The 22,207-nt window shown below is 42.5% G+C and carries 19 protein-coding genes and 1 pseudogene; 12 read left to right on the forward strand and 8 right to left on the reverse strand.

Going from position 1 to position 22,207, the window contains the following annotated elements; translation table 11 throughout:
* Nucleotides 1-11: 11 nt before the first annotated feature.
* The 7 genes from serC (at nucleotide 12) to DW862_RS21260 (ending at nucleotide 6,968) form a co-directional block, all read left to right on the forward strand.
* Nucleotides 12-1,079, forward strand: a complete 1,068-nt coding sequence (serC, locus tag DW862_RS21230) for a 3-phosphoserine/phosphohydroxythreonine transaminase (protein ID WP_008022134.1) — start codon at nucleotides 12-14, stop codon at nucleotides 1,077-1,079.
* Nucleotides 1,080-1,186: 107 nt separating this feature from the next.
* Nucleotides 1,187-2,107 (forward strand): NAD(P)-dependent oxidoreductase, encoded by a 921-nt coding sequence (locus tag DW862_RS21235; protein WP_015531234.1) that lies wholly within the window; start codon nucleotides 1,187-1,189, stop codon nucleotides 2,105-2,107.
* 88 nt (nucleotides 2,108-2,195) lie between these two features.
* Entirely contained in the window at nucleotides 2,196-3,443 is a 1,248-nt protein-coding gene (locus DW862_RS21240; protein WP_008643834.1) for a DUF1015 domain-containing protein, read from the forward strand.
* Between the two features lie 284 nt (nucleotides 3,444-3,727).
* Nucleotides 3,728-4,345 (forward strand): YigZ family protein, encoded by a 618-nt coding sequence (locus tag DW862_RS21245; RefSeq protein WP_008643833.1) that lies wholly within the window; start codon nucleotides 3,728-3,730, stop codon nucleotides 4,343-4,345.
* Between the two features lie 21 nt (nucleotides 4,346-4,366).
* Nucleotides 4,367-5,170, forward strand: coding sequence for a C39 family peptidase (locus DW862_RS21250; protein WP_195651402.1), 804 nt, complete (start codon nucleotides 4,367-4,369; stop codon nucleotides 5,168-5,170).
* 81 nt (nucleotides 5,171-5,251) lie between these two features.
* Entirely contained in the window at nucleotides 5,252-6,337 is a 1,086-nt protein-coding gene (locus DW862_RS21255) for an HpaII family restriction endonuclease (protein WP_055236211.1), read from the forward strand.
* 61 nt (nucleotides 6,338-6,398) lie between these two features.
* Nucleotides 6,399-6,968 carry a nitroreductase gene (locus DW862_RS21260; protein WP_008643824.1) on the forward strand — a complete coding sequence of 190 codons (570 nt, stop codon included), beginning with the start codon at nucleotides 6,399-6,401 and terminating at the stop codon, nucleotides 6,966-6,968.
* Nucleotides 6,969-7,181: 213 nt separating this feature from the next.
* Here the strand turns inward: DW862_RS21260 and gcvP are convergent, their stop codons facing one another.
* The 6 genes and pseudogenes from gcvP to DW862_RS21290 form a co-directional block, all read right to left on the reverse strand.
* Nucleotides 7,182-10,031 (reverse strand): aminomethyl-transferring glycine dehydrogenase, encoded by a 2,850-nt coding sequence (gene gcvP, locus DW862_RS21265; protein ID WP_120070283.1) that lies wholly within the window; start codon nucleotides 10,029-10,031, stop codon nucleotides 7,182-7,184.
* Between the two features lie 161 nt (nucleotides 10,032-10,192).
* The gene (locus DW862_RS21270; RefSeq protein WP_004311627.1) at nucleotides 10,193-10,831 is read right to left on the reverse strand and encodes an MBL fold metallo-hydrolase; all 639 of its coding nucleotides are present in this window, start codon (nucleotides 10,829-10,831) and stop codon (nucleotides 10,193-10,195) included.
* A 43-nt stretch (nucleotides 10,832-10,874) separates the two neighbouring features.
* On the reverse strand, nucleotides 10,875-11,495 hold the full coding sequence (gene rsmG, locus DW862_RS21275) for a 16S rRNA (guanine(527)-N(7))-methyltransferase RsmG (protein WP_008022144.1): 621 nt from the start codon (nucleotides 11,493-11,495) through the stop codon (nucleotides 10,875-10,877).
* A 113-nt stretch (nucleotides 11,496-11,608) separates the two neighbouring features.
* Nucleotides 11,609-12,460, reverse strand: a complete 852-nt coding sequence (locus DW862_RS21280) for a DUF3298 and DUF4163 domain-containing protein (RefSeq protein ID WP_008640601.1) — start codon at nucleotides 12,458-12,460, stop codon at nucleotides 11,609-11,611.
* A 144-nt stretch (nucleotides 12,461-12,604) separates the two neighbouring features.
* Nucleotides 12,605-12,706: pseudogene (locus DW862_RS21285) on the reverse strand (DUF2492 family protein); the annotation flags it as partial.
* A 38-nt stretch (nucleotides 12,707-12,744) separates the two neighbouring features.
* On the reverse strand, nucleotides 12,745-13,830 hold the full coding sequence (locus tag DW862_RS21290) for a metallophosphoesterase (protein WP_008022148.1): 1,086 nt from the start codon (nucleotides 13,828-13,830) through the stop codon (nucleotides 12,745-12,747).
* Nucleotides 13,831-14,114: 284 nt separating this feature from the next.
* Here DW862_RS21290 and DW862_RS21295 point away from each other — a divergent pair, with 284 nt between their 5' ends.
* The 4 genes from DW862_RS21295 (at nucleotide 14,115) to DW862_RS21310 (ending at nucleotide 19,562) form a co-directional block, all read left to right on the forward strand.
* A complete protein-coding gene (locus tag DW862_RS21295) occupies nucleotides 14,115-14,513 on the forward strand; it encodes a hypothetical protein (protein ID WP_008022150.1) in 399 nt (132 codons plus the stop codon).
* Nucleotides 14,514-14,637: 124 nt separating this feature from the next.
* A complete protein-coding gene (locus tag DW862_RS21300; RefSeq protein WP_120070286.1) occupies nucleotides 14,638-16,860 on the forward strand; it encodes a TonB-dependent receptor in 2,223 nt (740 codons plus the stop codon).
* Nucleotides 16,861-16,929: 69 nt separating this feature from the next.
* Nucleotides 16,930-17,253, forward strand: coding sequence for a heavy-metal-associated domain-containing protein (locus DW862_RS21305; protein ID WP_004300412.1), 324 nt, complete (start codon nucleotides 16,930-16,932; stop codon nucleotides 17,251-17,253).
* A 98-nt stretch (nucleotides 17,254-17,351) separates the two neighbouring features.
* Nucleotides 17,352-19,562 (forward strand): heavy metal translocating P-type ATPase, encoded by a 2,211-nt coding sequence (locus DW862_RS21310; protein WP_120070291.1) that lies wholly within the window; start codon nucleotides 17,352-17,354, stop codon nucleotides 19,560-19,562.
* Nucleotides 19,563-19,742: 180 nt separating this feature from the next.
* Here DW862_RS21310 and DW862_RS21315 read toward each other — a convergent pair whose 3' ends face one another.
* On the reverse strand, nucleotides 19,743-20,582 hold the full coding sequence (locus DW862_RS21315) for a helix-turn-helix domain-containing protein (RefSeq protein ID WP_004311631.1): 840 nt from the start codon (nucleotides 20,580-20,582) through the stop codon (nucleotides 19,743-19,745).
* Nucleotides 20,583-20,648: 66 nt separating this feature from the next.
* Here DW862_RS21315 and lipB point away from each other — a divergent pair, with 66 nt between their 5' ends.
* The gene (lipB, locus tag DW862_RS21320) at nucleotides 20,649-21,332 is read left to right on the forward strand and encodes a lipoyl(octanoyl) transferase LipB (RefSeq protein WP_004311632.1); all 684 of its coding nucleotides are present in this window, start codon (nucleotides 20,649-20,651) and stop codon (nucleotides 21,330-21,332) included.
* On the opposite strand, the gene DW862_RS21325 is transcribed toward lipB, so the two are convergent.
* The gene (locus tag DW862_RS21325; RefSeq protein WP_120070295.1) at nucleotides 21,289-22,206 is read right to left on the reverse strand and encodes a PorV/PorQ family protein; all 918 of its coding nucleotides are present in this window, start codon (nucleotides 22,204-22,206) and stop codon (nucleotides 21,289-21,291) included. The genes lipB and DW862_RS21325 overlap by 44 nt on opposite strands.
* Nucleotide 22,207 lies beyond the last annotated feature (1 nt).

A 22,207-nucleotide genomic window follows, 5' to 3' on the forward strand; every position in this document is an offset into this window, starting at 1 on the left:
ACAAACTTCAAATGAAAAAGCATAATTTCAATGCAGGACCTTCCATTCTTCCGCGTGAGGTGATAGAGGATACAGCGAAGGCTATTTTAGATTTCAACGGCTCTGGTCTCTCTTTGATGGAAATCAGCCACCGTGCCAAAGACTTCCAACCTGTGGTTGACGAAGCAGAGGCATTATTCAAGGAATTACTCAATATCCCCGAAGGCTATTCGGTACTGTTCCTGGGTGGAGGTGCTAGTATGGAGTTCTGCATGGTTCCTTATAACTTCCTGGAAAAAAAAGCTGCTTACCTGAACACTGGTGTGTGGGCTAAGAAAGCAATGAAAGAAGCTAAAGGGTTTGGTGAAGTTGTAGAAGTTGCTTCCTCTGCTGAAGCTACATATACTTATATCCCAAAAGATTACACAATCCCGACAGACGCAGATTATTTCCACATCACTACTAACAACACGATTTACGGTACAGAATTGAAGAAAGACCTCGATTCTCCGGTTCCGATGGTTGCCGATATGTCTTCTGATATTTTCTCACGTCCGATTGACGTTTCTAAATATATCTGTATTTATGGTGGTGCACAAAAGAATCTGGCTCCTGCAGGTGTTACATTCGTTATTGTTAAGAATGATGCTGTAGGTAAGGTTTCTCGTTACATTCCGTCAATGCTGAATTATCAGACACACATTGATAATGGTTCTATGTTCAATACTCCTCCGGTAGTGCCCATCTATGCTGCATTGCTGAACCTTCGTTGGATCAAAGCACAAGGTGGTGTGAAAGAAATGGAACGTCGTGCCATTGAAAAAGCGGATATGTTGTATGCTGAAATCGACCGCAACAAAATGTTCGTGGGTACTGCTGCCAAAGAAGACCGTTCACGCATGAACATCTGTTTCGTGATGGCTCCCGAATACAAAGACCTTGAAGCTGACTTCTTGAAGTTTGCCACTGAAAGAGGTATGGTAGGTATCAAAGGACATCGTTCTGTGGGTGGTTTCCGTGCATCTTGCTACAATGCTTTACCGAAAGAAAGCGTACAAGCTTTGATTGACTGCATGCAGGAATTTGAAAAACTTCATTAATATATTATTTTCACCACAGATTACACGAATTAGCACAGATTCCTAAATTCTATAATCTGTGAGAATCTGCGTAATCTGTGGTGAGTCTTTATAAATAGAATTAAATTATGAAAGTACTTGTAGCTACAGAAAAACCGTTTGCTAAAGTTGCAGTAGACGGCATCCGTAAAGAAATAGAAGCGGCCGGATTCGAGCTTGCTTTACTTGAGAAATATACAGATAAGGCTCAATTGCTGGATGCAGTGAAAGATGCTAATGCTATCATTATCCGTAGTGATATTATTGATGCAGAGGTGCTTGATGCTGCCAAAGAATTGAAAATCGTAGTACGTGCCGGTGCGGGATATGACAACGTTGACTTGGCTGCTGCCACTGCTCACAACGTATGTGTGATGAACACTCCGGGACAAAACTCTAATGCTGTTGCCGAACTTGCTTTGGGTATGATGGTATATGCTGTCCGTAACTTCTATAACGGAACTTCCGGTACAGAATTGATGGGCAAGAAACTGGGTATTCATGCTTATGGAAACGTAGGTCGTAATGTAGCCCGTGTTGCCAAAGGTTTCGGAATGGAAGTGTATGCTTACGACGCATTCTGCCCGAAAGAAGTAATCGAAAAAGATGGTGTGAAAGCACTTGATTCGGCAGAAGAACTGTATAAGACTTGTCAGGTGGTATCTCTTCATATTCCGGCAACTGCCGAAACGAAAAATTCTATCAATTATGCTCTGTTGAAAGATATGCCGAAAGGTGCTATGTTGGTAAACACTGCCCGTAAGGAAGTTATCAACGAAGCAGAACTGATTAAATTGATGGAAGATCGTGCAGATTTCAAATATATCACAGATATTATGCCTGCTGCTAACGCAGAGTTTGCAGAGAAATTTGCCGGACGTTATTTCTCAACTCCAAAGAAGATGGGGGCTCAAACTGCTGAAGCAAATATCAATGCCGGTATTGCTGCCGCTCAACAAATTGTAGGCTTCCTGAAAGATGGTTGCGAGAAATTTAGAGTAAACAAATAAGATTCTTTTAGAAATAAGTAGTATATTTGAGCCACAGATTTTCAATAAGTCTGTGGCTTTAATTTTTTACATATAAAATACTAATATCATGGCAATAATTAAACCTTTCAAGGGCATTCGTCCTCCGCAAGACCTCGTAGAACAGGTCGCTTCACGTCCTTATGATGTATTGAATTCAGAAGAAGCCCGCGCAGAAGCGGAAGGTAACGAAAAGTCTCTTTATCATATTATTAAACCGGAAATAGATTTCCCTGTCGGTACGGACGAACACGACGAACAAGTGTATGCTAAAGCTGCCGAGAATTTCCAACTGTTCCAGGATAAAGGCTGGTTGGTGCAGGATAATAAGGAAAATTATTATATCTATGCCCAAACGATGAACGGGAAAACGCAATACGGATTGGTAGTTGGCGCATACGTTCCCGATTATATGAATGGGATTATCAAAAAACATGAGCTTACCCGTCGTGACAAGGAAGAAGACCGTATGAAGCATGTCCGTGTGAACAACGCTAACATCGAACCTGTTTTCTTTGCTTATCCGGATAATGAGAAGTTGGATGTTATTATCAAGAAGTATACGGCAAACAAGCCTGTTTATGACTTCATCGCTCCGGGGGATGGTTTTGGACATACTTTCTGGATTGTCGATCAAGATGAGGATATTGCTGCTATTACTGCCGAATTTGCTAAGATGCCGGCTCTTTATATTGCCGACGGACATCACCGTTCTGCCGCTGCTGCACTAGTGGGAGCAGAGAAAGCAAAGCAAAATCCGAATCATCGGGGTGATGAAGAATATAATTACTTCATGGCTGTTTGCTTCCCTGCAAACCAGCTAACCATCATCGACTATAATCGTGTAGTGAAAGATCTCAATGGTTTGACTCCCGAGCAATTCCTGGCTGCACTTGATAAAAACTTTATAGTAGAAGAGAAGGGTGCGGATATCTATAAACCATCCGGCTTACATAACTTCTCACTCTATCTGGGTGGTAAATGGTACAGTCTGACAGCCAAAACAGGTACATACAATGATAACGACCCTATTGGCGTGCTTGATGTTACCATCTCTTCCAACCTGATTTTGGATGAAATTTTGGGTATAAAGGATTTGCGTTCGGACAAGCGTATTGATTTTGTGGGCGGCATCCGTGGATTGGGAGAACTCAAGAAGCGTGTGGATAGCGGTGAAATGAAAGTGGCTCTGGCTCTTTATCCTGTATCTATGAAACAATTGATGGATATTGCAGATACAGGTAATATCATGCCACCGAAGACAACTTGGTTTGAACCTAAACTTCGTTCGGGGTTGGTAATTCATAAATTGGATTAGGAAATTCTATCGGATGATGCAAAAAAGACGTTGCTGATGTAAGCTATATCAATAAATGTAACACCCGATTAAGATAAAAAAAATAGTGACGGTATATGCCCGGGATAGTGACGGTATCCTTGTGGTATACCGTCACTATTTTTATTGGATAGCGTCACTATCTTGTAGATGAAAATCTGCCAACAAAGATTTTTATATTCCCAGCTACATCTCATCGATAAGTGGAACATTAATATTTCCAAACGATAGATTGACTTTTCTTATTAAAGCCGTATCTTTGCAGCATGACTGCTGAAGATACTTATAAAACCATCATTGAACCTTCCGAAGGTATTTATACGGAAAAACGAAGCAAGTTCATTGCTATAGCCCTTCCTGTGCGTACTCTCGATGAGATAAAAATACATCTTGAAACGTATCAGAAAAAGTATTATGACGCACGACACGTATGTTATGCCTATATGTTGGGAGCTGCACGAAAGGATTTCCGTGCCAATGACAATGGAGAACCTTCCGGAACAGCGGGAAAACCCATTCTCGGACAGATAAATTCAAATGAACTGACGGATATCCTGATTATAGTAGTTCGTTATTTTGGAGGAATCAAGTTAGGGACAAGCGGATTGATCGTGGCTTACAAGGCTGCCGCTGCTGAAGCTATTGCTGCCGCTACAATTATAGAAAAGACAGTAGATGAAGACGTGACGGTAATGTTTGAATATCCTTTCATGAATGACGTGATGCGCATTGTGAAAGAGGAGGAACCGGAAATTCTCAATCAGTCGTATGACATGGATTGTAGTATGACGTTACGTATTCGTCGTTCGATGATGCCTAAATTGCGTGCTCGTTTGGAAAAGGTGGAGACAGCTCGTATTCTTGATGATGAGAATGTATTGTAAGTAAGATATTTAAAATATTGCATGAGAAATAAATATCATATAATTTTCAATTTGTTTTTAAGCTTCTTTGCTTTGATAAGCGTTCAGACGCAAGTACAAGCACAGGAGACTCAAAAGCTCGCTCCTAATAATATCCCTGTTCCGTGGTATTCGCAGAAAATCACGGGATGTCCTTACTCGCATTGTTCTCTGGCTTCTTCGTTAATGGTCTTTGACTACTTTAAAGGCATGACGACCGATACACAACGTACAGCCCAGGATGCAGAAAAGAAACTGATAGAATATCAACGTAACTACTTTCTGAAAAAGCGTGCTCCCTTCCGTCGTCGTACATCGATAGGGCAGGGAGGATACTATTCTTTTGAAATTGATTCTTTGACACGTTATTATGAAAACATGATAAGTGCCGAACATTTTCAGCAGAAAGATTACCGAGTATTGAAAGATTATATTGATCGTGGTATACCTGTGCTTGTGAATGTGAGATATACAGGAGCAGTTCGTGGTTTGCGTCCCGGTCCGAGAGGGCACTGGATGGTACTTCGTGGCATTGACGATAAACATGTGTGGGTAAATGACCCCGGACGTTCGCCGGAGATGCGGAGTAAAGGAGAAAATATCTGCTATCCAATAAAGAAACAGCCGGGCAATCCTTCCTATTTTGATGGTTGCTGGACGGGACGATTTATCATAGTCACTCCTAAAGAATGGATTCGAAACTCCCTGTTTGCACAAGTAGGCAAGCTTCCTCCTTTGGAGGAAGTAACTCATATAGTACCTCCTGTTGCGTTGCCTGTAACCTTACCGCAGGTTATTAATCAGTAAGCAATTCATTGTGAAGATAGAAATTTCTTAGTGAAATTAGGATAAAAAGAACATTAGTAAAATAAAGAAGAACAAAGATATATGGCATTCGAAGCAACCAAAAAAGAATGGTGCGAACTCTATTCTTTCTTTCGTCTCCTGGCAGACGGAAAAGTAGTGCTAGGCACAGCAGACGCAAAGGCGGGAGAAACATCTTGGCCTATTGCAATGATTCAACGGGAAGAACATGATGGAACACGTCAATATTATATTGAGGAAGATGCGATTCGTATAGAAGCAGAGAGCGGAACTAAATTCATGCCTCGCGAAGACTTTGGTATTGTAGCTGATTTGATATTGCGGGCTGTGAAATCTTCTTCGGAAGATGACGTAACCTCTCCGGAAGGAGTAGAAGAGTTTTTAGATGAAGCTGCCATTTTCGATTTGGAAGCAAAAACAGAAGATCGTACTGATTTCTCCATTGCATTTTGGCATCCGGAAGCTCCGTTGAGAGGTTTTAATGTTCGTTCACGGTTGGGTGTAATGAATCCGTTACTGGACGGAGGACGTGCTGCAAATCTAAAACTGGAACAGAGTGGAGTCAAATTTGCCACTCCCACAGTGAATAAAATCAATGCTTTGCCTGAATCTCCCAATGAGGTTGCCGAGCGAATGATGATGATCGAACGATTGGGCGGTGTACTTAAATATTCTGATGTAGCCGACCGGGTATTCCGTAGCAATCTTCTAATGATTGACCTGCATTTTCCACGTGTCTTGACAGAAATGGTTCGTATTATGCATTTGGATGGTATCTCTCGTATTAGCGAGCTGACGGAAGTTATCAAACAAATGAATCCGTTAAAGATTAAAGATGAACTGATAAACAAGCACAAGTTTTATGAGTTTAAGATGAAGCAGTTCTTGATGGCATTAGCTTTAGGTATGCGTCCCGCAAAGATTTATAATGGATTGGATTCGGCTGTGGAAGGTATTCTGTTGGTGGGCGGAAGTGGAGAGGTGCTCTGTTATCATAAATCAGAAAAGCAAGTAATGGAAGACTTTTTGTTTCAAAATACTCGTTTGGAAAAAGGATCTTTGGAGAAGGATAAATACGGATTTTTGGAGAGAGAGAATGGAGTCTATTATTTCAAACTGAATGCAAAGATTGGGCTAGTTAAAAGGTAAATGATAAATTAGAATTCTGTGGTGAAATTTTGATTCGATATATATAAAAAACTTTTTATCCATGAAAACGAATGAAGTTTTAGAGAACATTAAAGCACGTCGTAGTGTACGGGCTTATACTAGTCAGCAAGTTTCAGAAGAAGATTTGCAGGCTATTCTGGAAGCTGCAACTTATGCACCCAGTGGAATGCATTTGGAAACATGGCACTTTACTGCTATTCAAAATGTAGATAAATTGACAGAACTGAATGAGCGCATTAAAGGAGCTTTTGCAAAAAGCGATGATTCCCGTTTGCAAGAGCGTGGGCATAGCAAGACCTATTGTTGTTATTATCATGCTCCGACTTTGGTGATTGTATCCAATGAACCTACACAATGGTGGGCTGGTATGGATTGTGCTTGTGCAATAGAAAATATGTTTCTGGCTGCCCATTCTTTAGGAATCGGCTCTTGCTGGATCAACCAGTTGGGCACAACGTGTGATGATCCTGAAGTTCGTGAATATATTACCTCTTTAGGTGTTCCTGCCAATCATAAAGTCTATGGTTGCGTAGCTTTGGGGTATGCTGATTCGAAGATTCCGATGAAAGAGAAAAAGGTGAAGGCTGATACGGTAACGATTGTCAAGTAGAAAAAATATTCAGAATTGTAGTTGGATTTACATTCCATATCACAAAATATGAGCCTTGGGGATAATTGATGCATCCCCAGGGCTTTTGTTTATTCAGTCTTGGGCTGATAAAAATAATCCCAGGGCTTACATTCATTGAGCCCCGGGATTATTTCTTATTGAGACGCTTCTAAAAATCTTTTCTAATGAATTGATTTCTATAATAAATCACCTTTATTCAAAAGTGCCATAACGAGTTGGTAGTAACTTACGGTCTCCCAATGTGTTATCTACACGAGCTACATTGACCCAGAATTTGTTATCACGTACACTTTCTATCGGATAAGCCGCTTTTTCGCGTGTGTACGAATGTTCCCAACGATCACTAACAATCTCGTATTCCGGATGCGGAGCATTAATCAACACATTATCATCCTTATCAGCTTCGCTGTTCTTCACTTCCTGAATCTCCTTCCAGATATTCAGCATGACATCTACGAAATTGTCCAGTTCTGCCAAACTCTCGCTTTCTGTCGGTTCAATCATCAATGTACCGTGAACAGGGAAGGAGAGGGTAGGAGCATGATAACCATAGTCCATCAAACGTTTGGCAATATCATTTTCCGAGATGCCTGCTTCTTCATGTACTTTCCTACACTCCAGAATCATTTCGTGTCCTACGAAACCATTGGCTCCCCGATAGACAACTCCATACGTATCTTTCAGGCAAGCAGCCAGATAATTAGCATTCAGGATGGCGATCTTAGTTGCCTGCGTCAATCCCTCTGCACCCATCATGCGGATATATCCATACGTGATAGGCAAAATACCTGCACTACCAAATGGGGCAGCTGATACTTGATTCTGCGAATTGCCGAAGATTCCATGTCCGGGAAGGAAAGGAACCAGATGTTCGGCCACACAGATAGGACCTACTCCCGGACCTCCGCCACCATGAGGGGAAGCGAATGTTTTATGAAGATTCAAGTGGCAGACATCCGCACCGATGAATCCCGGATTGGTCAATCCCACTTGGGCATTCATATTGGCTCCATCCATATATACTTGTGCGCCACAGGCATGAATGATGTCGCAAATTTCCTTTATTTCTGTTTCGAAGATACCATGTGTAGAAGGATAAGTAATCATCAGCGCTGCCAATTCATCCTTATTTTCTTCAGCCTTGGCACGCAGGTCATCCATTTCTACATTTCCTTGTTCGTCACAGGCACAGGTGACGGTCACAAATCCGGCCTGTATAGCTGACGCAGGATTTGTTCCGTGAGCCGAAGCCGGAATCAGGACTTTGTTCCGATGTCCCTGACCGATACTTTCGAGATAAGCACGGATTACACGAAGTCCTGCATATTCTCCCGCAGCACCTGAATTGGGTTGCAGGCTCACCCCTGCAAATCCGGTGATAACTTTCAGATCTTCACTTAAATTCTTAATTAATTCCCGATATCCCTCTGCCTGATCTTCCGGAACCAGCGGGTGCATACCCATAAATTCGGGACGACTTAAAGGCAACATTTCCGCAGCTGCATTCAGCTTCATGGTGCATGAACCGAGAGAAATCATCGATTGTGCAAGCGAAATATCTTTGCGATCCAAACGTTTGATATAACGCATCATCTCTGTTTCCGTGTGATATTTGCTGAATACTTCGTGCGTCAGGAAAGGAGTTGTCCGTTTCAAAGCCTTGTCGATACTGCTTTTTTCCGGAATATCGTCTACTTTCTGATAATCTTTTCCGGCAGCGATGGCAAAGATAGAGAGCAATACATTGGCGGCTGCCACATCTGTTGTTTCATCAATACTGAAACCGACATCACCATTTTCATAATAACGCAGATTTACTTCTTTACTAAGCGCTATGGTACGGATTTGTTGTGCCGAAACGTGTTCGGGCAACTCAAAACGTAAGGTGTCAAAATATTGAGCGTTGACTTGTGTGTATCCACATTTCTTCAGTTGTTTTTCAAGAAATACAGTGATACTGTGGATGCGAGACGCAATTGTGGTGATACCCTCCTGACCGTGATAAACAGCGTAAAAGCCTGCCATGGTAGCTAATAATGCTTGTGCGGTACAAATGTTTGAAGTTGCTTTTTCCCGCTTGATATGCTGTTCACGTGTCTGCAAAGCCATCCGATAGCAAAGTTTGCCATATTTATCTTTAGACCATCCGATGATTCGTCCCGGCATATTCCGTTTGTATTCATCTCTGGTAGCAAAAAAAGCAGCCGACGGACCACCATAGAACATTGGAGTACCCAAACGTTGTGTAGTTCCGAATACAATATCTGCTCCCCATTCTCCCGGAGGAGTCAGCAGGGCAAGGCTTAAAATATCTGCGGCGACAGCTACCTTGCAATCTGCGGCATGAGCTTTTTCTGTAAATTCGGAATAATCCTCTGCGTTTCCATTCGAGTTTGGATATTGTAGAACGCAGGCAAACACTTCCGGTGAAGGTTCAAAATCCTTATATTTACCTACACGCAGTTCGATGCCTTGCGGCACAGCGCGTGTAGTCATAACAGCCAATGTTTGTGGGAAAATATTCTCGTCTACAAAGACTACGTTCGCATTGGCTTTCTGTTGCGCACGGGAACGGATGGCATACATCATGCTCACGGCTTCGGCAGCGGCAGTTGCTTCGTCCAGAAGTGAACAGTTGGCAAGTGGCATGGCAGTAAGGTCGCACACGGCTGTCTGAAAATTCATCAACGCTTCCAGGCGTCCTTGCGACACTTCTGTCTGATAAGGAGTGTAAGAAGTGTACCATACCGGGTTTTCGAATACATTCCGCTGGATAACAGCCGGGGTAATCGTGTTGTACCATCCCAAACCGATATACGTAGTATATAGTTTATTTTTATTTGCCAGTTCGGCGATATGTTTTCCAAATTCGTATTCCGTCAGCGGACTAGTCAATGCCAGCGGCTCTTTCAGCCGTATATTGGCGGGAATTGTTTTATCAATCAGTTCGTCCAGTGAGTTCACGCCAATTTTGCGGAGCATCAGGGCTGTGTCTTGTTCATTGATGCCGATGTGACGGCTAGCTAACAAATCGGTTTTCATGTCTTAATGATTTATGATTAATGATTTCTGAATTATGAATTCTGATTTATGATTTCTTATGTTTTCCCGATTTATAAACCTCAATCAGCCGCAACACCTACTTCATCCGCACGGCAAATCATAAATCATAAATCAGAATTCATAACTCATTAAATCTTCTCTTATCTAAAAAATGGGTTTTCAGCTTTCTCCATTCCGATCGTCGTAGGAGCACCGTGTCCGGGGTAAACGACAGTTTCGTTGGGGAGGACAAACAGACGGCTGCAAATGTGCTCTATCAGTTCATCGAAGTTGCCTCCTGTGAGATCGGCACGGCCGATGCTGCCCTGAAATAGGACGTCGCCGGAGAACATGCAGTTGTCTTCCTTGCAATAGTACACCAAGCTACCGGGTGAATGTCCGGGCACATGTATCGCTTCTAGTTTGGTATGTCCGAAAGTGATAATATCTCCGTCATGCAGGTATTTGCCCAGTGGTACAGGTTCTTCCTGCAACTGAAAACCAAACATTCTGCTTTGTTTCGGTGCTTCGTCAATCCAGTACTCGTCCGCTTTGTTTGCTTCTGCCGATAATCCGAATTCTTTCAGCATGAACGGATTTCCGAAGATATGATCCAGGTGCAAATGAGTATTCAGCAGATGCTTTACATTCAGCTCATTGGTAAGAATGAACTTTTTCAGAGCCTGCTTTTCCTCTTCATAAAAACAGCCGGGATCGATTACGACTGCTTCTTTAGTGTCGTCCCATAATACGTAACAGTTTACGGGAAACATATTAAATTCAAATCTCTTTATTTTCATGGTTTCTTTATGATTTATCATCTATCAGAACATATAGTCTTGTTTAAATCGGAACATATACCACTTTCTTAGTTTGAAAGAACTCTTCTTCGAAATTATCGCTCAAGTTATAAATGACCGTTTTATGCTTGAACGGCATCGTTTCATGTTCCAGCTCGCCACCTTTGAGGCAGATCAGTCCGTTGGGTAATGCATTCTGTTGTTTTGAAGAGATATTCTTTTTGATAATCTTAATCAAATCCGCCAAAGGCATTACGGCACGGCTGACAACAAAGTCGAACGTTCGTTTCTCCTCTTCTGCGCGGGCATGACGGAATGTTACATTTTTCAGTCCGATAGCGTTTGCCACTTCGGTTGCTACCCGTACTTTTTTGCCGATACTGTCCACGAGGTGAAATGTTACTTCGGGAAATAAGATGGCTAAAGGAATACCGGGGAAACCTCCTCCTGTACCCAGGTCCATAATGCTGGTTCCGGGGCGAAATTGGATTGTTTTGGCAATGCCTAACGAATGGAGCACGTGATGCTCATATAAATTCTCGATGTCCTTGCGGGAGATTACGTTGATTTTAGAATTCCAGTCAATGTAGAGGTCGTATAGAGCTGCAAACTGTTTGCGCTGCTCTTCCGTCAGATCAGGAAAATATTTCAGTATGATTTCCACTGTTTGAGTTTTGAGTTATAAGTTTTGAATGATAGATGTGGATGAATATCCTATTCTGTCACACGGGAGTGATAACAATAGGATATTCATTGGTGTTCAGCTTTTTATGAAATTTAATTTTTCAGTTCTCCCAGAATTGGGTTACTGCCTAGTAAATGCTCCATCATAGAAAATGGGATTGTTACCTTTACAGGTCCCATAGAATAAGGAGTGATATCGTATACATTATAATAGAAGGTGATTCCTTCTTTGCTTAGATAGAAATTTTCTGTCGGAGCGATGTCCCCGGTGGAAGCATATCCCATGTCTTCCAATGCTTCGTGAGTGTTCACTTTATTGTCCGCCATGAGCTGGTTCCAGATCAGGTCGGTCAATGCGTCTTTGTAGTCTCCGACAAAAATATCATCAAGACGGAGCGGGCGCATCAGGGTGAGGTCCATGTTCAGGAAAGTAGCCATGTAAATGCCATGTGCACCTCCGGTATATTCGTTGTAGTCGATACGATATACAAGCAGGTCTTTATCATACAGTTGTACGTGGCTCTCTATACCTTTATAATAAGAATACCAAGCTCCGATGGAAGATTCGTCTTCCTTGTCTTTCTCGTCCTCGGCATACATCGGTTCGAGGTCGCGGCGGTATTCGCTGATATAGTTCTCGGTATATTGCTTTACAACTTCTTCCGGCTTTTCGCCGATGTATTTATCACCGAAGCAGGCCGAAATGAAATAAGAATTCAAACTATCTTTCAGCATATCATCCGATGATTTTACCGGATAGGCAAAATTAATAATAATATTGCAGGCCGGTTTGGCTGTATCACTGAAGAGGTGTGCTGTCTCATTCACTTGAATGCTATCAAACTGTAACGCACCTGTGTTTTTGTTCATCTTGTCATGACAAGAAAACAAAAAGCCGCTTACCGAAAGTATAATTGCAAGCAGACTGACATATTGTTTTTTCATACCCGTTTTTTCTATAAATTCAACATTTGTTTTATCATTCACTATTGACAAATATAGATGAAATTCGTGAATCGGGCTAATAAAAACAGAAAAATTTGCAGCTATTTATCCTCTAAAACAGGATTGCCGGATACCATCCACACGTCAATGCTTGCAAACTTTAGTGATATCCACGGTGAATCCATCTTCAGCAGGCATAAATTTCCCTTTCATTTTCAGAAATTCGATAAGGGTATCTACGTCCATTTAGAAACTGTAACATATGTGACAAAACTGCATATTATTCATTGGAAGTTGAAAACAACCATTTCGCTATGCGTTCCTATTCTGAAAGGCGGCCCCCAAAGAGACAATCCGGAAGACACGTACACGTGGCTGTTTCCCCATTGACGGTAGCCGTGACTTTGCTCGAATATATAATCAGTCACCCAATTAATAGGCCATACTTGTCCGTGATGTGTATGTCCGCTGAATTGTAAGTCGACGCCGGCAGCTTCTGTTTCTTTCAGGTTGAAGGGTTGATGATCCAGCAAAATGATAGGTTTGCTTTTGTCGACGTTTGTCATCAACTCTTGCAGAGAACGACGTTTGCGGTTGTGATGGTCATCGCGTCCTATCAGTTGTATGCCGTTGGGGAGTGTCACTACTGAATCACGCAAAAGTTGTATTTGAGTATTCTTTATATACCGGATACTTTCATCGATTCCACTAATGTATTCGTGATTACCAAGAACCATGTAGATGCCCATAGGAGCTTTCAACTCGGCCAGTTCTTCCGCCATATTCTCTGTATAAAGAGGTACAACACTGTTATCAATTAAGTCGCCACTAATCAGTATCAAGTCGGGATGCTGTGCATTTATCATTTCCACATACTTCTTCAGTGAGGCTTTTCCTGTGCCGTTTCCCAGATGAACATCGCTTATCGCGACGATTTTAATTGCTTGGGGAGCATTTACATATTGTTTGTTTGTTAAAATGTTGACTATATTGGTTTCCGGATGGTGATAGTTGTACACCCCATATCCCAGCAATCCCAATGTGAACACAAAAGATAGATAAAACCGATATTTGCAGACCACCTTGAATAATCTCAATATATCAAACAATAGCAGGAACAATGCCATGTATAGGGTAAATATCAGCCAACTTGTTCCAATGATGTACATTGAATGGGAGATAAAAACAGGCATTTCCAGGTTACGGGCTAGCATCGTGCCGAAGAAAGATAAGGCACATGTCCAAAATAAAACGGTTAAGAGTATTTTTACTCCAAGCGGTTTTACTTTCAGAGCCTGCGTTGCTCTGATAAATATGTAGGTATTCCCTGCCAGATAAAGAGTGATAATGAGGAGTAGATATGTAAGCATAGCGTTTACTTAAAAAAACAATGAATTTATTCGTGGCAAAGATAGGTTTTATTGTTGAGTAAAAAGAGTTAATAGTGCTGATATGACCCTAAAATAGCCAAATAATGAACGGGAAATATGTCTGCAATGAATTGGTATTCAATATACTGATGATGGAATACGAGGTTATTGGGAGAATAACTGGTAAGAAATGCATGTATATCTATAGTTTTGAATGAGGATTGAATCTTAATTACGAAAATAGATAGGAAAATTTGTTTTTATTCTTATCTTTGTCCTTTGAAATGAAAAGACTGGCCTACATAACAGCACTAATCCTTTCTCTCCTGATTATCTATTCAGGAGGCGGAGTCTCTATTGTGCGTTATTGCTGTGCCCGTTGTGAGACATTGCAGAGTTGCTGTGATACAGGCTGTCCGAAGTGTAAAAAGTCTCATACTTGCGATTCAAAGAAAAACTGCAAAGAAAAAGGTTGTACGGCTACGATTTATAAGCTCGACCTGATGAAGCACTCTACGGAACTGACCGTATCAGTTTTGGCAGTCGATCTTTTATGTGAGCATTTCTGCTATCTGCTGACTCCGACCTATGCGGATAAACCGGTAGAATTTGATAGTCTGACCTCTCCGCCACCTCTCTGCTCGAGGCAGAAGCTGGCGTTATATTCCACCTACATTATTTAGCCACTATTTCTTTCTTATTTAATCCTTTGCTTTCAATAGAACATGAAAGTAAAGCAGCACTGAATGCAACTAAGTTGCATGAGAAATGAATTAATTTTGTATCTCGAAAGTAACTTTAGAAAGAATGAAATATATGATAATAGGACTGTTCCTGTTATTTGCCGGCAATATATATGCGCAAGTACGGGGAACAGTGAAAGATAGTACCGGGGAGGCTATTCCGGGTGCCAATGTGTTCTGGATGAATACAGGACAAGGAGTGACAACGAAAGAGGATGGTAGTTTTTCTATCACTAAACCTTCCAAAAGCCACATGCTGATTGTCAGTTTTATCGGTTTTCAGAACGACACGATTCATGTGAGCAGTAAAAATCAACAACTGGATATTGTGCTTCGTGATGGAGTGGAACTGAATGAAGTAAATATTGTCACTCGTAAACTGGGAACGATGAAATTGCGCAGTAGCGTGATGAACGAAGACATGATAAGCAGTGCCGAATTGAGTAGAGCCGCTTGTTGTAATCTGGGTGAAAGTTTTGTGACGAACCCTTCAGTAGATGTGAGTTATTCCGATGCGGCAACAGGAGCCAAACAAATTAAATTGTTGGGGCTGTCCGGCACTTATGTGCAGATGTTGACGGAAAACATTCCGAATTATCGGGGAGCCGCCGCTCCTTATGGATTGGGATATGTCCCCGGTCCGTGGATGCAGAGTATACAGGTTTCCAAAGGAACATCTTCGGTAAAGAATGGCTATGAAGCCATCACAGGACAGATAAACGTAGAATTTAAGAAACCGCAGTTGCCGGAAGCCGATTGGGTGTCTGCCAATCTTTTTGCAAGCACTACCAACCGGTATGAAGCCAATGCGGACGCTACATTGAAACTTTCCAAACGATGGAGCACTTCTCTGCTGGCACATTACGAAAATGAGACCAAGGCGCATGATGGCAACGATGACGGATTTGTGGATATTCCGCAGGTAGAACAATATAATGTGTGGAACCGGTGGGCATATATGGGCGACCATTATGTTTTCCAGGCAGGTATCAAAGCCCTTTCTGAAACACGTACCAGCGGACAGGCCAATCACGGAGGGACAATGCACTCCGGTGACCTGTATAAAGTAGGGATCGATACAGAACGCTATGAATTCTTCACCAAAAATGCCTATATCTTTAATAAGGAGAAGAATACGAACCTGGCTTTGATTCTTTCCACCACTTTACACAATCAGGATGCTACGTATGGACGCAAACTGTATAATGTGGATCAAACCAACGTCTATGCTTCGCTGATGTTTGAAACGGAATTTAATCCGCAAAATAGCTTCTCCGCTGGATTGAGCTTCAATTATGACGCTTATGACCAACATTACCGTTTGGAAAATACAACGGACAATCCTCTCAAAACCTTTGAAAAGGAAGCTGTTCCCGGTGCTTACGTGCAATATACGTTGAACCTGAATGATAAATGGATGGTAATGGCCGGTCTGCGTGGTGATTACAGTAACGAACATGGTTTCTTCGTGACTCCGCGTGCGCATCTTAAGTACAATCCGAATGATTATGTGAATTTCCGTCTTTCTGCCGGAAAAGGGTATCGTACCAATCATGTGTTGGCGGAAAACAACTACCTGCTTTCCAGCAGTCGTAAGGTGGAAATAGCAAAGAACCTGGATATGGAAGAAGCGTGGAACTACGGTGCCAGCGTCTCTACTTATATCCCTATATTCGGCAAAACGCTGAATGTGAATGCAGAATACTATTATACGGATTTCCTGAAACAAGTGATAGTGGATATGGATAGCAACCCCCATGAAGTAGCTTTCTACAATTTGGATGGACGCTCTTATTCGCATGTGTTCCAAGTGGAAGCAAGTTATCCTTTCTTCAAAGGATTCACCCTGACAGGTGCTTACCGGCTCACAGATGCAAAAACGACCTACAAAGGTGAACGAATGGAGAAACCGCTGACCAGCAAATATAAAGGACTACTCACGGCTTCTTACCAAACTCCGCTGGGAATATGGCAGTTTGACGCCACACTGCAACTGAATGGCGGCGGCAGGATGCCTACTCCTTATGAACTGGGAGACGGACAGTTATCCTGGGAACGTCGTTATGGCAGTTTTGAACAGTTGAGCTTGCAGGTGACCCGTTACTTCCGTCGTTGGTCTATCTACGTAGGAGGCGAGAACCTGACAAACTTCAAACAAAAGAATCCGATTATCGATGCGGCAAATCCCTGGGGGAACAACTTTGATTCTACCATGATTTGGGGACCGGTGCACGGAGCAAAAGGATATATCGGAATACGTTTTAACTTAGCTAGAAATAGTGAGTAAAAGCAGGAAATAGCGAATGAAAGAAACGATCGCATAATAAAGAATATTAATTTTAAACTGATAAGAAAAATGAGAACAAAAAGATGGATGGCCACTTGCGTGGTGGCTCTTTTGAGTGTAACAGCTGTATTGGCAAAAGATATTCGTGTTGTTGTATTTAAAGTGTCGCAGATGCACTGTGAGAAATGCGAAAAGAAAGTAAAGGACAATATGCGTTTTGAGAAAGGGTTGAAGGATATTTCGACCGAAGTAAAAACGAAAATGGTAACTATTACGTATGACGCTGAAAAAACGAATGTAAAGAAGTTGCAGGCAGGGTTTAATAAGTTCAGTTATGAAGCCGAATTTGTAAAAGAAACAAAGAAAGACGATCAGAAGGCTGATAAGAAGTAATTGAACAAATACCTGTATTAGCTTGTTTCTATAAACAAACAAGGGTTCTTCCCCAACTTCTTTTTCGAGAGGAGGGGAAGGCCGTAAACAATAATTATATGGGTAACACAACAAAAAAGGCATTTCCTGTGCTTAATATGCATTGTGCAGGATGTGCCAATAATGTAGAAAGAACAGTAAAAAAATTGCCGGGAGTCATTGAGGCTTCCGTTAATTTTGCTACCAATACATTGACCGTTTCTTATGAGAAAGAGCAGCTGACTCCCGGAGAGATTCGTGCGGCTGTGCTTGCGGCAGGTTATGATTTGATTGTGGAAGAAGCCCACAAAGAAGAACGTCGGGAAGAGGAACAGCATAAGCGTTACACTCGTTTGAAGTGGAAGGTGATTGGTGCGTGGATTTTGGTAGTACCGTTATTGGTATATTCCATGATACTGATGCATGTGCCACATTCTAATGAGATTCAAATGGTGCTTGCTATCCCTGTTATGGTCTTTTTCGGAGGTGGTTTCTTCACCGGAGCCTGGAAACAGGCTAAATTAGGACGGAGCAATATGGATACTTTGGTTGCGCTTAGTACTTCCATTGCTTTTCTGTTCAGTCTGTTCAACACTTTCTTCCCCGAATTCTGGTATGACCGCGGATTGGAACCGCATGTCTATTATGAGGCTTCTGCGGTGATTATCGCTTTCGTTCTTACCGGAAAGTTGATGGAAGAACGTGCCAAAGGAAATACCTCAACAGCCATCCGTAAGTTGATGGGAATGCAGCCTAAAGCGGCTCGTGTTCTGCGCAATGGAGTGGAGGAGGAGATCCTGATTGAAAAACTTCAGGTAGGTGATTTGGTGGTTGTACGCCCGGGAGAGCAAATACCTGTGGACGGTCAGCTTTCCGAAGGCGACTCGTATGTCGATGAAAGTATGATTAGCGGTGAACCGGTTCCGGTAGAAAAGAAGAAAGGTGATAAAGTATTGGCGGGAACGATCAACCAGCGTGGCTCATTTATCATTCGTGCCGCACAGGTAGGCAGTGAAACCGTGCTTGCCCGTATTATCGCTATGGTGCAGGAAGCACAGGGCAGCAAAGCTCCCGTGCAACGCATTGTCGATCGTATTACGGGGATTTTTGTACCTGTCGTATTGGGCATTGCCATTCTGACATTTGTATTGTGGGTCACCATTGGTGGTAGTGAATATATCTCTTATGGTATTTTGTCGGCTGTTTCTGTTCTTGTCATTGCTTGTCCATGTGCTTTGGGGCTTGCTACACCTACTGCATTGATGGTGGGTATAGGCAAAGCTGCCAGCCAGCATATTCTGATTAAAGATGCAGTGGCTTTGGAACAAATGCGCAAAGTAGATGTCGTTGTACTGGATAAAACGGGAACACTGACTGAAGGGCATCCTACAGCTACCGGATGGTTATGGGCGCAGTCGCAGGAACCACATTTCAAAGATGTACTTTTAGCTGCGGAAATGAAATCGGAGCATCCGCTTGCCGGCGCTATTGTTTCTGCGCTTCAGGACGAAGAAAAAATAAAACCTGCCGCGTTGGATAGCTTTGAAAGCATTACAGGAAAAGGAATCAAAGCCTCGTATGAGGGACATACTTACTGGGTAGGCAGTCATAAACTCCTGAAAGATTTCAGTGCGACAGTTAGCGATGTGATGGCTGAAATGCTGGTTCACTATGAATCGGACGGTAACGGCATCATTTACTTTGGACGTGAAAACGAGTTGTTGGCTATCATTGCTGTTTCCGACCCGATAAAGGCTACTTCTGCCGAAGCGGTGAAAGAACTGAAACGTCAAGGGATTGACATCTGTATGCTGACGGGTGACGGGCAACGGACTGCACTAGCTGTTTCTTCCCGTTTAGGAATCGAACGTTTTGTTGCCGACGCTCTACCGGACGATAAGGCCGAATTTGTGCGTGAGCTTCAAATGCAGGGAAAGAAGGTTGCGATGGTGGGCGATGGTATCAATGATTCGCAGGCATTGGCATTGGCTGACGTCAGCATTGCCATGGGAAAAGGAACGGATATTGCTATGGACGTGGCTATGGTGACTTTGATGACATCGGACTTGTTGCTGCTTCCTAAAGCCTTCCAGTTGTCAAAGCAGACGGTCAAACTGATTCATCAGAATCTTTTCTGGGCGTTTATTTACAACCTGATCGGTATTCCTATTGCTGCCGGTATCTTGTTCCCGCTGAATGGTTTGTTATTGAATCCGATGCTGGCAAGTGCCGCAATGGCGTTCTCCAGCGTGAGTGTAGTGCTCAATTCGTTGAGCTTGGGAAGAAAATAAGAAACGAACCATAAAAAGACAGGAACCTGTAAGCAGTAAATGCTGAATGGTAAGCTGTAATATTTATGAACAGTGAACAACAAATAATAGACGGTGAATACTTTGCGGATAATGCGCAATTTATTCACCGTTCATTGTTTTACAACTCACCATTTATGTTTTCATCGTTCTTCGTGAAAATTATCTGTTTCTAAATTCCAATGGCGTCATTCCTACATATCGTCTGAAATACTTGCCAAAGAAAGAGGCACTGGGGAAGTTTAGAGAATATGCTATTTCTTGGATAGTCATATTGGTTCCTTTCAGTTTGGCTTTAGCATCCATAATGACAATATATGCAATAGTGTCCAATACACTTTTACCTGTCACTTGTCTTACTGTCGTACTTAAATGTTGAAGAGATATTCCTAGTTTATCTGCGTAGAATTGTGCACGACGTTCGTTTTTATAATTCTCGGTGATAACATGAATCAGTTCCCGGCAGATTTCTTTTTTTCGATTCGAACTACCGTTTTCACCCGGAAATTTATGATATATCAATCGTATGCTTGTCAGGATGGTCTGAAGAGACAATTCAACCAATTCAGAATCCATTTCGAAGTTCTCATTGCAACTGGCCCGTGATAATAGAGCAAAATAGTCTTTCAGATAACTGGCTACCTCTTCATTAAGAGGAACCACCGGCTGTTCTATCAGTTTGGGATATGCGTTACCAATATTCTTCATCAGGTTGATTCGTCCGGCGCAATGTGCGGAAAAGCCGGCAAAGCAAAGGCATACCTTTTCTGTTCTCTCCCGAAACTGAATGATTGTTCCCGGTAACAGAGTTATCAGGTCATTAGGACGAATCTCATAATCAAGCAGATTGATGGAGGCTTTCATCGAACCTTCGGTACAGATGGCAACAATACATGCTTGCAACCGGCAAGATTGCTTGTAAATATTGAGAATGTCTTCTGTTACATTCGTCCATGCTAATACTTCGGTAGGCAAGTCTACCTGTGGAAAGTCCATTTTCATAGTTGTGTTTGTTATATTGGGCCAACAAATGTACGCATTTTCTTTTTATTTCTTACCTTTGTTTTTATGAAAACATTTTTTATTGATTGGAATTTGATACCATACGCCGAAGCATGGCAACGGCAGACAGAATGGTTTGATAACATTGTCCGGGCAAAAGTTCAGGGCGAGAGTTATGAAAACCGTATTGTGATGTGCGAACATCCCCATGTTTATACATTAGGACGTAGCGGGAAAGAAAATAATATGTTGTTGAGTGATGAACAACTGAAAGCAATTGATGCCACCCTTTATCATATTGATCGGGGAGGGGACATTACTTATCATGGTCCGGGACAATTGGTATGTTATCCGATATTAAACCTGGAAGAATTTCAGTTAGGATTGAAAGAGTACGTGCATTTGCTGGAAGAAGCGGTGATTCGGGTATGTGCTTTTTATGGCATTGAGGCCGGACGTTTGGAGAAAGCGACAGGAGTCTGGTTGGAAGGTGATACGCCTCGTGCGCGTAAGATTTGTGCTATCGGAGTGAGAAGCAGTCATTATGTCACGATGCATGGACTGGCTCTGAATGTGAATACCGATTTACGTTATTTCAGTTATATCCACCCTTGCGGATTTATAGATAAAGGCGTCACTTCTCTTCGTCAGGAATTAAAGCATGATGTGCCGATGGACGAAGTGAAGCAACGCCTCGAAGAGGAGCTTAGAAAACTATTCCAACTCCCAGTTGCCAGGTGCGGCGCATAAAGCAATCTTTATCAGCCAAGGCGTATGAGAAGTCTGCACGTATCGGCCAGAAGTTTATTCCGCAGCCTAGAGTGCCGTAGTTGCCTACTCCTTTGTCTTTGTCTCCGAAATGATATCCCGCACGGACAACACCATATTTCAGGAAATTATATTCGGCTCCTATGCCAGCCTGGAGATGACGGATTTCAGAGGGGAGCAGATAGTTGAAGTCGAGAGCCACCTGCAAACGGTTTTCTATGCTGAATGGCAGGTCGATTGTACCTCCCAATCCTAATCTGGCGGGTAACTTTTGTCCGTCCAGCTTTTTGCCTAAGTTGGCAGCTTGGAAACCAATGCTCCAGGAAGCCATTTCGTCCAATAGAGCCATATTGCGATAGTAGGTCGCGCCGAAGTCCAGACAAACGCTATTCTTGCTGTCTGCGCTTTCCGCGGCTTTGGCTTGCAGGTATCTGAACGTTAATGAAAGAGACAGATTTTTGGCTACATTTCTGAAATAAGCAGCTTCTAAGTCCCATGCGTGAGGACGGTAATCGAGCACCTTAGGATCTTTGAAATGCCGGAAACCTACAGCAAATCCATGTATGCCTTCCCTTCCGATCCGGTAGAAAAGGGAGGCGCTATGTAGCGCATAATCTTGGTTGATCTTAGCGTATGAATAACTCGCACCCATCACTTCTTGTGAGAAAGCGATGGTAGAAGCATTATGAAAAATAGCTGTACTACCGTTATCGGTGGTAGCTAATCCTGTACCTGCCATACCTGCCGATTGGGCGTCCGGAGTAAGTTCCAGAAAATAGGCGCTTGCCATTTCTTGTGCTCCCAGCAAAGTGGGGAATAAGCACGAGGCGAGAAGGAAATGTTTTACTCGTTTCATA

It is taken from the genome of Bacteroides sp. AM37-9, from assembly GCF_003603455.1.
In the GTDB taxonomy this organism is placed as follows: Bacteria; Bacteroidota; Bacteroidia; order Bacteroidales; family Bacteroidaceae; genus Bacteroides; species Bacteroides xylanisolvens.

Coding starts and splice junctions, on each gene's coding strand:
- DW862_RS21315 (WP_004311631.1), bottom strand. CDS start 20,582: ATGAAAATGGACTTTCCACAGGTAGACTTGCCTACCGAAGTATTAGCA.
- DW862_RS21235 (WP_015531234.1), top strand. CDS start 1,187: ATGAAAGTACTTGTAGCTACAGAAAAACCGTTTGCTAAAGTTGCAGTA.
- DW862_RS21270 (WP_004311627.1), bottom strand. CDS start 10,831: ATGAAAATAAAGAGATTTGAATTTAATATGTTTCCCGTAAACTGTTAC.
- serC (WP_008022134.1), top strand. CDS start 12: ATGAAAAAGCATAATTTCAATGCAGGACCTTCCATTCTTCCGCGTGAG.
- DW862_RS21245 (WP_008643833.1), top strand. CDS start 3,728: ATGACTGCTGAAGATACTTATAAAACCATCATTGAACCTTCCGAAGGT.
- DW862_RS21250 (WP_195651402.1), top strand. CDS start 4,367: ATGAGAAATAAATATCATATAATTTTCAATTTGTTTTTAAGCTTCTTT.
- DW862_RS21255 (WP_055236211.1), top strand. CDS start 5,252: ATGGCATTCGAAGCAACCAAAAAAGAATGGTGCGAACTCTATTCTTTC.
- lipB (WP_004311632.1), top strand. CDS start 20,649: ATGAAAACATTTTTTATTGATTGGAATTTGATACCATACGCCGAAGCA.
- DW862_RS21260 (WP_008643824.1), top strand. CDS start 6,399: ATGAAAACGAATGAAGTTTTAGAGAACATTAAAGCACGTCGTAGTGTA.
- DW862_RS21325 (WP_120070295.1), bottom strand. CDS start 22,206: ATGAAACGAGTAAAACATTTCCTTCTCGCCTCGTGCTTATTCCCCACT.
- DW862_RS21310 (WP_120070291.1), top strand. CDS start 17,352: ATGGGTAACACAACAAAAAAGGCATTTCCTGTGCTTAATATGCATTGT.
- DW862_RS21240 (WP_008643834.1), top strand. CDS start 2,196: ATGGCAATAATTAAACCTTTCAAGGGCATTCGTCCTCCGCAAGACCTC.
- DW862_RS21280 (WP_008640601.1), bottom strand. CDS start 12,460: ATGAAAAAACAATATGTCAGTCTGCTTGCAATTATACTTTCGGTAAGC.
- DW862_RS21290 (WP_008022148.1), bottom strand. CDS start 13,830: ATGCTTACATATCTACTCCTCATTATCACTCTTTATCTGGCAGGGAAT.
- DW862_RS21305 (WP_004300412.1), top strand. CDS start 16,930: ATGAGAACAAAAAGATGGATGGCCACTTGCGTGGTGGCTCTTTTGAGT.
- DW862_RS21300 (WP_120070286.1), top strand. CDS start 14,638: ATGAAATATATGATAATAGGACTGTTCCTGTTATTTGCCGGCAATATA.
- gcvP (WP_120070283.1), bottom strand. CDS start 10,031: ATGAAAACCGATTTGTTAGCTAGCCGTCACATCGGCATCAATGAACAA.
- DW862_RS21295 (WP_008022150.1), top strand. CDS start 14,115: ATGAAAAGACTGGCCTACATAACAGCACTAATCCTTTCTCTCCTGATT.